Source organism: Ramlibacter sp. AN1015 (assembly GCF_037726105.1).
Taxonomy (GTDB): Bacteria; Pseudomonadota; Gammaproteobacteria; order Burkholderiales; family Burkholderiaceae_C; genus Ramlibacter.
Window position 1 is genome coordinate 178,548 of sequence record NZ_JBBJUM010000005.1, and the last position, 13,307, is coordinate 191,854.

The 13,307-nt window shown below is 67.1% G+C and carries 9 protein-coding genes; 7 read left to right on the top strand and 2 right to left on the bottom strand.

Going from position 1 to position 13,307, the window contains the following annotated elements; genetic code table 11:
- Nucleotides 1–11: 11 nt before the first annotated feature.
- The 7 genes from WG922_RS10160 to WG922_RS10190 all read left to right on the top strand — a co-directional run bounded on the left by WG922_RS10160 (nt 12) and on the right by WG922_RS10190 (nt 9,771).
- Nucleotides 12–797, top strand: coding sequence for a Stp1/IreP family PP2C-type Ser/Thr phosphatase (locus WG922_RS10160; RefSeq protein ID WP_340282450.1), 786 nt, complete (start codon nt 12–14; stop codon nt 795–797).
- A 52-nt stretch (nt 798–849) separates the two neighbouring features.
- A complete protein-coding gene (locus WG922_RS10165) occupies nt 850–1,668 on the top strand; it encodes an FHA domain-containing protein (protein ID WP_340282451.1) in 819 nt (272 codons plus the stop codon).
- A gap of 1 nt (nt 1,669) precedes the next feature.
- Entirely contained in the window at nt 1,670–3,937 is a 2,268-nt protein-coding gene (locus WG922_RS10170; protein ID WP_340282452.1) for a CHASE2 domain-containing protein, read from the top strand.
- A 13-nt stretch (nt 3,938–3,950) separates the two neighbouring features.
- Nucleotides 3,951–4,742, top strand: coding sequence for a 3',5'-cyclic-nucleotide phosphodiesterase (locus tag WG922_RS10175; protein WP_340282453.1), 792 nt, complete (start codon nt 3,951–3,953; stop codon nt 4,740–4,742).
- An 80-nt stretch (nt 4,743–4,822) separates the two neighbouring features.
- Nucleotides 4,823–7,171 carry a GspE/PulE family protein gene (locus tag WG922_RS10180; protein ID WP_340282454.1) on the top strand — a complete coding sequence of 783 codons (2,349 nt, stop codon included), beginning with the start codon at nt 4,823–4,825 and terminating at the stop codon, nt 7,169–7,171.
- Nucleotides 7,172–7,329: 158 nt separating this feature from the next.
- On the top strand, nt 7,330–7,863 hold the full coding sequence (locus tag WG922_RS10185) for a pilin (RefSeq protein WP_340282455.1): 534 nt from the start codon (nt 7,330–7,332) through the stop codon (nt 7,861–7,863).
- A gap of 249 nt (nt 7,864–8,112) precedes the next feature.
- Nucleotides 8,113–9,771 (top strand): PglL family O-oligosaccharyltransferase, encoded by a 1,659-nt coding sequence (locus WG922_RS10190; RefSeq protein WP_340282456.1) that lies wholly within the window; start codon nt 8,113–8,115, stop codon nt 9,769–9,771.
- Between the two features lie 83 nt (nt 9,772–9,854).
- Here the strand turns inward: WG922_RS10190 and WG922_RS10195 are convergent, their stop codons facing one another.
- A complete protein-coding gene (locus WG922_RS10195) occupies nt 9,855–11,750 on the bottom strand; it encodes a hybrid sensor histidine kinase/response regulator (protein ID WP_340282458.1) in 1,896 nt (631 codons plus the stop codon).
- On the bottom strand, nt 11,747–13,273 hold the full coding sequence (locus WG922_RS10200) for a sensor histidine kinase (RefSeq protein WP_340282460.1): 1,527 nt from the start codon (nt 13,271–13,273) through the stop codon (nt 11,747–11,749). The genes WG922_RS10195 and WG922_RS10200 overlap by 4 nt, the downstream gene beginning before the upstream one ends.
- Between the last annotated feature and the right edge of the window lie 34 nt (nt 13,274–13,307).

Sequence of the window (13,307 nt, forward strand, 5' to 3'; positions counted from 1 at the left end):
CAGCTGGCCCTATGCACTACGAGTTCTGTTCCCGCACCGACCCGGGCCTCGCGCGCTCCAACAACGAGGATTCGGTTGCCGTCGATGAGGAAGCGCGGCTTGCGCTGCTGGCCGACGGCATGGGCGGCTACAACGCCGGCGAGGTCGCCAGCGGCATGGCCACGGCCTTCATCCGCGCCGAGCTCGGCCGCTGGCTCACGCAGGCGGGCGAGCAGGCCAACGCCCGCGAGCTGCGCCGGGCCATGGAGATCTGTGTCGAGAACGCCAACCGCGCCGTCTTCAATGCCGCCAATGCCAACCCGAACTACGCCGGCATGGGCACCACGCTGGTGGTCGCGGTGTTCCAGGCGCAGCGCCTCGTGCTGGGGCACATTGGCGACTCGCGCTGCTACCGGCTGCGGGCCGGGCAGCTGACGCAGGTCACGCGCGACCATTCCCTGCTGCAGGAGCAGCTCGAAGCCGGGCTCATCACCGAAGAAGAAGCGGCCGTTTCGGACCAGAAGAACCTGGTCACCCGCGCCCTTGGCGTCGAGGACACCGTGCTGCTGGACGTCAACGAGCACCGGGTCGAGCCCGGTGACTGCTTTCTCCTGTGCTCAGACGGGCTCAACGACATGATCGACGACCGGGCGATCGCCTCCATCCTCCAGCTCGACGCGCCTTTGCAGGACCGCGCCGATCGCCTGGTCGATGCGGCGAATGCCAACGGGGGCCGGGACAATGTGTCCGTCGTGCTGGTGCGGGCCGGCCCGGGGCGCGGCCGGCGCGGGTTGCTGTCGCGCCTGCTGGGACAATGACGGGAAGCGCCAGAAAAGCGGCATCACGAATGATTCGAAGAGGAGCGGGACCATGCCGAAGTTGATCATCTCGATCGACGGGGTCGTCATCAAGGAAGTGCAGCTCACCAAGGACCGGACGACCCTGGGCCGCCGACCCTACAACGACATCGTCATCGACAACCTCGCGGTGAGCGGCGAGCACGCGGTGCTGGAGATGGCCGACGGCACGGTGTTCCTGGAAGACCTCAACAGCACCAACGGCACCTACGTCAACGGCCGGGCGATCAAGCGCCAGGGCCTGCAGCACAACGACACGGTCGAGATCGGCAAGTACCGGATCAAGTTCGTGGGCGGCGAGCCGGTGCACAGCACCTTCGATCGGACCATGCTGGTGCAGCCGCCGGCGGCGCGCGCCGCTGAGGCCGCACCGGCAGGCGCCGCCATCCGCTCTACGCCGGCAGCAACGGCCGCCGCGCCGGCACCTGCATCCGCATCCGCTCCAGCGACCTCGGCGCAGCCCGCCAGCGCAGCGACGGCCGCAGCCGTGGCTGCTACGGCGCAGGGCATGCCCTCGGCCTCCCTGCCAGCCGGTGCCGGTGCCGGTGCCGGTGCCGGTGCGGATGCGCCGCCCGTCGCCACCATCAAGGTCCTGTCGGGCGCCGCGGTGGGTCGGGAGGTGCCGCTCAACAAGGTCGTCACGACCATCGGCAAGCCGGGGATCGCGGTTGCGTCGATCACCCGGCGCGCCCAGGGCTACACCGTTGCACACGTGGACGGCGAGCACCGGCCCGCGCTCAACGGCTCGCCGGTCGGCGCCGAGCCGGTTGCCCTCAAGGACGGCGACCTGCTCGAGCTGGCGGGCACGCAGATGCAGTTCGTGCAGGCCTGACGTGCCCTGGCGCTGGCCCCCTTCGGGCGCCCTCGTGCGGCAGTGGCCCCGTTTCGTGGTCACGCTGGTTCCGCTGCTCCTGGCGCTGCTGCACGCGACGGCCACCTTCGAAGTGCCTTTCCTGCGCCAGCTCGACCAGATCCTCTACGACACGCGGCTGCGCGCGACCATGCCCGGCACGCTCGACGAGCGCATCGTCATCGTCGATATCGACGAGAAGAGCCTCGCCGAACTCGGGCACTGGCCCTGGGGCCGCCACCACCTGGCCCGCATCACCGACGAGCTGTTCGAGCGCCAGGGCGCCGCGGTCGTCGCCTTCGACGTCGTCTTCGCCGAGCCGGACGCCAGTTCCGGGCTGCCGCGCCTGCGCGAGCTGGCGGCCGGCGAGCTGCGCGACCAGCCCGGCTTCGGCCAGCGCGTGCAGCAGCTCGCGCCCGCCCTCGACTACGACGGTCTGTTCGCCCGCTCGCTGCAAGGGCGCCCGGCGGTGCTGGGCTACTACTTCACCAGCGACTCCAACGGACTCGCCGTCGGTGCGCTGCCGCCGCCCGCGATGCCGGTGGAGGCGCTGCAGGGCCGCCCCATCCGGTTCAGCAGCTGGAGCGGCTACGGCGCCAACATCGATCGCCTGGTCGCGGCCGCCCCGATGGCGGGCTTCTTCAACCCCGTGGTGGACCACGACGGCGTGGTGCGCGCGGTCCCCCTGCTCGCCGAGCACCGGGGCCAGTTCTACGAGTCGCTTTCGCTGGCCGTCTTTCGCATGCTCATGGGCCTGCCCGCCGTGGAACCCGTCTTCGTCGGCAGCCGGGGCCACGCCTACCAGGCGCTCGAAGCGGTGCGCCTGCGCCAGGGCAGCCGCACCATCGACATTCCGGTGGCGGACGGGGTGACGACGCTGGTGCCGTACCGCGGCCCCGGCGGTGTCGATGGCGGCTCGTTCCGCTATGTCTCGGCGTCCGACCTGCGCTTCCAGCGGCTTGCGCCGGACAGCCTGCGCGGCAAGGTCGTGCTGGTCGGGACCACCGCCCCGGGGCTGAAGGACCTGCGGGTCACGCCGGTCGGCGAGGCCTATGCCGGCGTCGAGACCCATGCCAACCTGCTGTCCGGCCTGCTCGACGGGCGCATGCCGCTGCGGCCCGACTACGCGGTGGGCTACGACGTGCTCGTGCTGTCCGCGTCCGGGCTGCTGCTCGCGTCGGCGCTGCCGCTGCTATCGGCGTCGCGCGCCGTGCTCCTGAGCTCCGCCGTGATGGCGGTGGGCGTGGCCGTCAATTTCTGGCTGTACCTCGGCGCCGGGCTGGTGCTTCCGCTGGCGGCCTTCCTGGTCATGGTGCTCACCGCCTTCGGCCTCAACATGAGCTACGGCTATTTCGTGGAAAGCCGAAGCAAGCGCGAGCTGGCGCAGCTGTTCGGCACCTACGTCCCGCCCGAGTTGGTGGACGAGATGGTCAAAGACCCGGACAGCTACACCATGGCCGCCGAGAACCGCGAACTCACCGTACTGTTCTGCGACATGCGCGGCTTCACGCGCCTGTCCGAGCAGATGGAACCGAAGGCGCTGCAGGCGCTGCTCAACGGCCTCTTCAGCCGGCTCACCGGCATCATCCGCGCGCATCGCGGCACCATCGACAAGTACATGGGCGATTGCGTCATGGCCTTCTGGGGTGCGCCGGTGGAGACCCCGGAGCACGCGCGCCTCGCGGTGGCCACCGCGCTGGCGATGGCCCACGAGGTCGAGCGCATCAACCTCGAGCACCGGCTGCGCGGGCTGCCCACCATCGGCGTCGGCATCGGCCTGAACTCGGGGACCATGTGCGTGGGCGACATGGGCTCGGACATCCGCCGCTCCTACACGGTCATCGGCGACGAGGTGAACCTGGGCGCCCGCCTCGAGGGGCTCTCCAAGCTCTATGGCGTCGTCATCGTGGCGAGCGAGAGCACGCGCCGCCTCGCGCCCGATTTCGTCTGGCAGGAGCTCGATCGGGTGCGCGTCAAGGGCAAGGAGCGCGCCGTGGCGATCTTCCAGCCACTGACGCCGACGGCACTCGCCGAGAACGCACAACTCGCCGAGGAACTCAAGAGCTGGTTCGCGTTCCTCATGGCGTGGCGAAACCAGAACTGGGAGTCTTGTGAACTGCTGCTGTACAAGCTGCGCGAGCGGCATGGCGACAAGCCCCTGTACCAGGCGTACGCGGCGCGGGTCGAAGCCGCGCGGCGGCAGGCGTTCGATCCCATGTGGGACGGCGCCACGCGCATCGAGACCAAATGACCAGGAGCACTGCATGAAGGTACGCGTGCTGGGCTGTTCGGGAACCATCGCCCAGGGCTGCCGCACGACCTCGTTCCTGATCGACGGCGACCTGCTCGTCGATGCCGGCACCGGCGTCGGCGACCTCACGCTCGACGAGATGGCCGGCATCTCCGATGTCCTGCTGACGCACTCCCACCTCGATCACGTCGCCGCCCTGCCCCTCATGCTCGACGCCATCGGCGCGCGCCTGGCCGGTCCGGTGCGGCTGCATGCCCTGCCGCAGACCATCGGGGCCCTGCGCGCCCACATCTTCAACGACGTCATCTGGCCCGACTTCAGCCGCATCCCCAGCCCGCACCAACCCTTCCTCAGTTTCCATCCCATCGCGCGGGGGCAGATCCTCGAGATCGGCGGCCGCCACGTCGAAGTCCTCCCCGCCGAACACACCGTGCCGGCCGTCGGCTTCGCCGTCACCGCGGGTACGGGCTGCTGGGTGTTCTCGGGCGACACCGAACGCAACCCCGCGTTCTGGCGCCGCATCAACGCCCTCAACGTCGCGGCGCTGGTCATCGAGACGGCGTTCAGCAGCCGCGAAGCGGCCCTCGCGCAGCGCAGCCGCCACCTTTCTCCGCAGACATTGGCCGACGAGCTGGACTGCATCGATACGCGCCAGTCCTTCCCCATCTACATCACGCACACCAAGCCCGCCGAAACCGAACTGATCATGGCCGAGATCCAGCAGTTCGACCGCACCACGCCCGACGGCCTGCACGTCACGCACGACATCCGCTGGCTGCGCGCCGGCCAGGAACTCGAGATATGAGCGCCGGCTCGACTCCCGCTGCGCAGGTTGTCGAGTCTTCTTCCTCCAGAGCGCAAGAAGATGAATCGGATGAAGCGGCCGTGCTGCCCCCTGGCGGCGAGCGGCTGGCGGCACAAGCGCGGTTCTATCGCAAGCTGCAGCAGGTCACGGCCCGCATCCACGACACCGAAGACCTCGAACACCTCATGCTCGATGTCGGCGCCGACATCTGCGACGCCTTCGAGGCGGTGCGCCTCACCCTCTACGCCGTCACCGAGGACCGACGCGCGCTCGTCTCCCGGATCAAGACCGGCCTGAACGGCAGCCGGGCGCTGCGCCTGCCGGTGGGCACGCAAAGCATCGCCGGCTTCGTCGCGATGACCTGCCAACCCCTGAACCTCGCCGACGCCTACGACACGGCCGCACTCCAGCGTATCCACCCCGAGCTGTCCCTGCTGCCGGACGTCGATCGTGCCTCCGGCTTTCGCACCCGCGAGATGATGGCGCTGCCCATCGTCGAGGGCGACACCCTGTGGGGCGTGCTGCAGATCATCAACCACCGCACGGGCCGGCCGTTCTCGCAGCGCGCCTTTGAGGGTGCGATGCAGCTGTGCCACACGCTCGCCACCGCACTTCGCCGGCGCGTGCACCTGCGGCAAGACGTGGCGCTGCGCAAGCCCACCCGCTACGACGGCCTGCTCAGCGCCGGGCTATTGAGCCCGCAGGAGCTGCAGCAGGCGCTGCTGCAGGCCCGCACCCACGGCCACTGCGTCGAGAACGTGCTGCTGTCCGAGTACGACATTCCCGCCGCGCAGATCGGAGCTTCGCTCTCCCGCTTTTTCGGCGTGCCCTACGAGCCCTACCAGCGCGGGCGCATCCGCTCGGGACTGTTGCAGGGGCTGCTGCGGCGCGAGTTCGTCGAGGAGCACGGCTGGATACCACTCGAGGATTCGCCCGACGGCCTGGTCCTCATGTGCCGCGACCCGGAGGCGGTGCGCAGCTCGCGCGTGGTGCCCCAGGTGTTCCCGCGCTTCGCCCGGCTGGCCTGGCGCGTCACCACGCTCGCCGAGTTCGACAAGACCCTGCACCAGTTCTACGGCGCGGGCGAAGAGGCGCTCGATGAAATGCTGGCCGAAGCCGGCGGCCCGCAGGGCGACGAGGGGGGCAACGAGTCCCTCCTCGAATCGGCGGCGGCCGACAACGAACTGGTGAAGTTCGTCAACAAGCTGATCATCGAAGCGCACCAGCAGCGCGCCTCCGACATCCACGTCGAGCCGCTGCCCGGCAAGGGGCGCACGGGCATCCGCTTTCGCATCGACGGCGTGCTGCAGCCCTACACCGAGGTGCCGGCGCATTTTCGGCAGGCGCTGATCACGCGCCTGAAGATCATGTGCGACCTGGACATCTCCGAGCGGCGCAGGCCGCAGGACGGCAAGATTTGCTTTCGCCGCTTCGGGCCGCTCGACATCGAGCTGCGCGTCGCCACCGTGCCCACGGCCGGTGGCGTCGAAGACGTCGTGATCCGATTGCTCTCGGCCGGCGAGCCGATGCTGCTGGAGCAACTCGAGCTGAGCGCGCGCAACCTGCAGCTGCTGCGGGCCACCGTAGGCGCGCCGCACGGCCTCTTCTACGTCTGCGGCCCCACCGGCTCGGGCAAGACCACCACGCTGCACTCCATCCTGCACCACCTCAACACGCCCGGCGTCAAGATCTGGACCGCCGAGGACCCGGTCGAGATCACCCAGCGCGGCCTGCGCCAGGTGCAGGTGCACCGCAAGGCCGGCATCGACTTCGCCGTGCTGATGCGCGCCTTCCTGCGGGCCGACCCGGACATCATCATGGTCGGCGAATCGCGCGACGCCGAGACCGTGGCCATGGGCGTCGAGGCGTCGCTCACCGGCCACCTCGTGTTCTCCACGCTGCACACCAACTCGGCGCCCGAGTCGATCGTGCGCCTGCTCGACATGGGCATGGACCCCTTCAACTTCGCCGACGCGCTGCTCGGCGTGCTGGCGCAGCGACTCGCGCGGCGCCTGTGCGCCTGCAAGGAGGAATACCTGCCAGAGGCCGACGAGCTGCGCGCCTTCATCGCCGAGTACAGCGAGGAGCTGCGCGCCACGCCCGCCTGGCAGGCAGACCCCGCGGGCGCGGCGCGCCGGCTCTACGAAGGCTGGGTACGTGAGCACGGCCAGCGCGGCCGCCTGCGCCTGTGGCGCGCCGGCGGCTGCCCGGAGTGCCGTAACACCGGCTACCGCGGCCGCATCGCGCTGCACGAACTGCTGGTGGCCGATGCCGGCATCAAGCACCTCATCCAGACCCGCGCCCCCGTGCGGCAGATCTTCGCCGCCTGCGTGGAGGGCGGCATGCACAGCCTGAAGATGGACGGCATGGACAAGGTCCTGCGCGGCCACACCGACCTCACCCAGGTCCGCGCCGTCTGCCTGCGCTGAGTTCTGACAAAAGTGTCAGCGTGACGTGACGGCAAGTGACGCAATTGTTGAGGTTGAAACTTGAAACCAGCCGTAAGCGTGTGTTTTTTAACGTTTTTGGCGCTGGCACAGCTATTGCGTTCTCCAGGTGCCCAACACGCTTAACCTCTGGAGGATCTATGAAGCGTCAACTGCAAAAGGGTTTCACCCTGATCGAACTGATGATCGTGGTCGCGATCATCGGCATTCTGGCCGCCGTGGCTCTGCCTGCTTATCAGGACTACACCAAGAAGGCGAAGATGTCGGAAGTGGTGCTGGCAGCTAGCTCGTGCCGGACGACTATTACGGAGAAGTTCCAAACTACGACCGGAACCACGGTGCCGACCGCAGGTAATTGGGGCTGCGAAGCCGCAACTTCTGGCACAAGTGGGCCGACCAAGTATGTTCTTTCTGTCGCAACCAGCAACACCGGATCGGTTCGAGTGCAATTCACTGGTATCGACAGTGGGATCGCTGATGCCAACGCACATATTTACCTCCAGCCAATGAAAGTGGATGGCTCGGGTGCTCAGGTGGCGATGACTGCCAACGATGTTGGTGTGTCGGTCGCCTCGTGGAGGTGTGGTGCGCTGACGACTCAGCCGGCAATCCTCAAGCTGCTCCCAGGCTCTTGCAGCACTTCATTTGCAAACGCAGCAGCAGCAGGTTTCTAAGTGCGCACCAAGGGGAAAGTGGCTCGATAAGTCACTTTCCCGTTTTACCTGAAGAAGCGGCCCCGCGGTCTCGTGCCCGTTCCTAGGGCGGGCGCCGCGGAGCCGCTTCGCATCTAAACCCCTGCAATCTCTTCGCTCCTGAGTCTTCAGAGACAGAGGATTCCAACGTCGCAGGCACACGTCTATTGTGTCTTTAGCTCTCGCAAGCATGTCCCGCAACTAGCCTGCAGCACTCCAATGGTCCGATACGTGCCAACGCAGATCGTAAAACTTGTCTTAATTGCGGGCTCCATAATCACTACGTGCGCGTACCTATTACCCGACCATTCGCCGCCGTGGCTTAGCTTCCATTCTGAAGCGATGGCTCTTGCCGGTGTTGCGCTTGTCGTGATGGCGCTTGCTGTACGGAATCGACCAGAGCCTTCCATCCATCTCGTCACCGTTGCGGTCGGAATTGTGGCGCTGGTTCCTTGGGTCCAGTTGCTGATTGGAATCACCCATTTCATGGGTGATGCAATACTTTCCTGGATCTATATCACCGCGGTTGCTATATCGATACATCTTGGCAGTTGGCTTGCAAGGGATGTAAATCGCTGCAGTCTTGTGTCAGCTTGTGGCTTGATCGCTGTCGCCGCGACGAGTTCGGCACTAATCGGAGTTGTCCAGTGGTTCGGGCTCACTGATCTCACCGCGCCTTGGATCGTGTTCGCGGACAGCCCTGGCACGCGGGCTTCTGGAAATCTAGCACAAGCCAATCATTTCGCAACGTTGTCCCTAATCGGAGTCGCCGCTCTCGCGTGGTTATATCGGGAGCGGATGGTCGGTTCTACTCTTTTCCTTGTTGCGGTTGGGGTGCTTTCGGCGGCCGTGGCCATGTCGCAGTCCCGGACTGGCCTAGTTAGTTCGGTTGTTATGGGGATTGCAGCGATCGTCGCGGCCCAGCGTGTACGCATCGGCCTCTCGCATGGGCAAATTATTGCTTGGCTGCTCTGTGTTTTGGTGTGTTGGTTTCTGGCCCCATTGATGGCGGAAGCGCTGATGCTGGGAGCTGGGAGGGAAATTGCCTTTGCAGACAACAGCCATCGCATGTTGCTCTGGAATGAGGTGCTCGCCGGTGTATTGCAGCGCCCACTGATGGGCTACGGTTGGAATCAGACAACGGTCGCGCACATGGCGGGTGCAGTTCCCAAACTTGGCGATGGTGTCTCCACCGTAACCTATTCCCACAACATTTTATTGGATATGCTGGCATGGGTTGGGATACCACTGGGCGTGCTCTTGTGCGTCCTGCTGACGGTGTGGGCGTGGACCCGACTCTCTAGTATCAAGGAGCCAGAAGCGGTATTTGCCGCTTTATCCCTGATTCCATTCGCCGTCCATTCACTGCTAGAGTTCCCGTTCGCATATGCTTACTTCCTGATCCCGGCGGGAGTGGCAGTTGGAATTATCGAGGCCAATCATCGTTCCGCGCGTGTACTTGCCGCATCAACTCTGCCCAAGCTGGTATTTTTCACTTGGTTGGTGCTGGCAATTGGAGTCGCAGTTGAGTATCGAGCTATCGAGTCTGACTTCAGGTCGATGCGCTTTGCAGCAGCAAAATTGACATCGGCGAGTGCGCGTGTCCCCACTCGAACTTTTACGCTGAACACGCACATGGATGCGCTGCTGCAGGCTGCAACAATGGAGGTGCGGGCTGGTCTGTCGCAGAATGAGATTCGAGTTTTACAAATGGCGGCCGACCGGTTCGCGTATTCGGCAATTCACTTGCGCCTCGCGTCTGCCTATTGGCTAAACGCACAGCCGGCGGAGGCGCTCGGCGCAATGCGACGCTATAAGGCAGTGTTTGGTGAGCGTGCATACGAGTCGATAATCGCGCGATACCCTGCGCTCCGACTGAATGCGGAGTGACCGCTCGGTGACATTGCTTCTTCCTTGAGTTCGTTCGGAAGAACCGGATCGCTGGTGGTCTCAATTGAAATGCTAACGCGCGCTTAATTCCGTCTCCGGGTGATCTCCCGCCACAACTCCCCCACCCCCACCGGCTTCACCAAGTGCGCATCAAACCCCGCCGCCCGTAACCGCTCCCGATCCTCCGGCCGGCCCCATCCCGTCACCGCCACCAGCCGCACCGTCTGTCCCCACGGTTGCTGGCGCGCCCACCGCGCCACCTCTTCTCCCGTGGCCCCTGGCATGCCGATGTCGAGCACCATCACCTCGGGCGTCCATTCCGACGCGATGGCTTGCGCTTGCAGGCCGTCGAATGCCGTGCGGACCTCGTGGCCATCCAGGCTCAGCACCATGGTGAGGCTTTCGGCGGCGTCGGGTTGGTCGTCCGCCACGAGGATGCGCAGCGCAGCGCTGCCGCCGTCCGCGCTTGGCACGGCAGGCGCGGAGGCGGCGTCCGGTCCGGCGGGCGCCAGGGGCAGGCGCACCTCGAAGCAGGCGCCTTGACCCGCTCCTGGGCTGAGCGCCTTGACCGATCCGCCGTGCAGCTTTGCGAGCTGGCGCACGACGGCCAGGCCGATGCCCAGGCCGCCGCGCGTTCCGGACCCGGGGCCGGACTGCACCTGCACGAAGGGTTCGAACACCTGCGTGAGCATGTCGGCCGGAATGCCCTCGCCCGTATCTTCGGCGCGCAGCACGGCCTCGTGCTGCTCCGCGGTGACGCTGACGCGCACCTGCCCACCAGCCGGCGTGAACTTCATGGCGTTGTGCATGAGGTTGTCCACCACCTGCTTGATGCGCAGCGCGTCTGCGTATACCCATTGCGGCTGCGGGTCCAGCGTGAGCGTGAGCGACAGCCTGCGCGCGTCGAGCAGCGGCCGCAGGTCGTCCACCGCGTGGCGCACCAGCTCGCGCAGGTCGAGCAGCGCCTGCTGCAGCTGGATGCGCCCGGTGCTGATGTGCCCCAGGTCCAGCAGCTGGTCGAGCAGCGAGGCCATGGCGTCGGCTTGCCGCTCGATCACGGCGCGGGCCGACGCGAGCGCCGCCGGCGTCGCGTTGGCGTCCAGCAGCCGGGTGGCATAGCGGATCGGCGCGAGCGGGTTGCGCAGCTCGTGGCCCAGGGTGGCGATGAACTGGTCCTTCTGGCGGTCGGCCAGCAGCAGTTGCTCTTGCGCCAGCTTGCGCGGCGTGACGTTCTCCAGCACGCCGACGATGCGCCCGCCGGCATCCGGCACGCCGGCGGCACGCACCCACACGATCCGTCCCTGCAGCAGCAGCCGGAACTCCTCGTCGAAGCGTCCCACGCCCGACGCCGCTGCGGCGAGGTGCGAGCGCAAGGCGGGCTGGTCCTGCGGGTGGACGGCTGCGATCAGCTGGTCGAAACGCATGTGGGCACTGTCGGTCCGGATCAGTCCGGATGCGCGCCCGTGCAGGGTCAGCTGCCGCGACGCGAGGTCGATCTCCCACACGTCCATCGACGCCGACTGCGTGGCCAGCTTCAGCAGCGCTTCGCTGCGCTGCAGGGCGGCCATCGCGCGCTCGGCCTCCATCCGGCGGTTGCGGCGCTCGACGATCGCCTGCAGCGCATACGGCACGCGCCCGTAGTGCTTCGGCGTCTTGGTGATGTAGTCGTCCACGCCCTGTTGCAAGGCGGCCACCGCCAGTTCCTCGCTGCCGCTGGCGGTAAACAGCATCACCGGCAGCCCCGGGCGCTCGCGTTGCAGGCGCCGGAACACATCGAGGCCGGTCGACCAGCGCAGCTGGTAGTCGGTGATGGCGGCGTCCCACGGCGTACCCGCCTGCAGCAACGCGTCGAGTTCGGCCGGGCCGCCCACCTCGTCCACGCGCACCTGCGGCAGCACCTTGCGCATCTCGCGCAGCACGAGTGCACGGTCGTGCGGGTTGTCGTCCACCAGCAGCACGGCAAGCGGATGCGCCGTCATGCGGTCGCCCCCTCGTGCGGCGCGGCCGGCAGCCGCAGGTCGAAGCAGCTTCCGCGACCGACTTCGGAACGGACCGCCACCGTGCCGCCCATGCGCTCCATGCCCTTGCGCACCAAGGCCAGCCCGACGCCGGTGCCGGGGTAGCTTTCCGGTCCGTGCAGCCGCTCGAAGACGTCGAAGATGCGGTCCTGGTCGGCTGCCGAAACCCCGATTCCCCGGTCGCACACTTCGAGCTGCACCTGCCCGTCCACGCGCGCGGCACGCAGCGTGATGTGTGCGGCCTCGCCAGGCGCGACGAACTTGCAGGCGTTGGACAGCAGATTCACCAGCACCTGCACGAAGGTTCCATGGTGGGCCACCACCTGCGGCCACGGCTCGCCTTCGCGCCGCACCGCGGCCCGCTGGAACATCGGGTCGTAGGCCAGGCAGGCCACGGCTTCGTCGAGGGCAGCGCTCGTTGCAAGGGGCAGCAGCGTGAGCTCGGCGCGCGACAAGGTCGCGTACTCCAGCAGGTCCCCGACCAGGTCATCGACGTGCTGCGCCACCTGCTCCATGCGCCCCATGAAACCGCTCGCGGCGTCGGTGTGGCCGGCGTCCAGCTCTTCGCGCACGGCCCGCGCATAGCCTTGCAGCGTGCGGACCGGCTCGCGCAGGTCGTGCGAGACCGAATAGGCGAAGGATTCGAGCGAGCTGTTCGCCTCCTGCAGCTGCTGGGTGCGCTGCGCCACGCGTTGCTCGAGCTCTCGGTTCAGGGCCAGCAATGCCGCATCGGCACGGCGCAGGCGCGTCGTTTCCTCGGCCAGCGCGTCGATGGCGTCGTGGCCGTTCACGGGCACGCGCACCAGCTTCAAGGTCCAGGAGCGCAGCTGGTCGCGCTCGCCCAGCACCAGGTCGCGCTCGATGCGATCGCCGCGCGCATGCAGCGCACGTGCAGCTTCGCGGGCCGTGTCCAACAGCGGATGCCGCGCGTCGGCGAGGGCTGCGGTGTCCGCCAGCTCCAGCATCTCGCGCATCGTCCGGTTGGCGTCGAGCAGGTCGCCTTCTTCCGACAGGCGGAACACGCCGATGTCGATGCGCTCCAGCAGCGAGTGCAGGCGCGTTTCCGAGCGCACGGCCCGCAGCCGTATTTCGCTGCGATGCAGGCTCTGGCGTACGGCCACCGACAGGCGCACGTAGTGCCGCGGGCTCTTGACGACGTAGTCGTCCAGGCCCGACTTCATCGCCTGTACGGCGATTTCCTGGGTGCCGGTGGCGGTGAACATGATGACCGGCAGCGCCGGCCAGCGCGCCTTGATGCGCTGGAGCACCTCCATGCCCGTGCTCCAGCGCATCTGGTAGTCGGTGATCACGAACTCGAAATCCGGTTCGGCGAGGGCCGCCTCGAATCCGGCGCGGTCGCCCACTTCCACCGCGCGCACGTCGAACTCACGGCGCAGCTCGCGCAGCGCCAGCACGCGGTCGTCCGGGTTGTCGTCCAGCAGGAGCAGCCGCAGCGGCGGGAGAGGCGGTGAGGTCGTGGACATCGGGAGCGATTGTCGTCGGTGGTCGTGCGATTCG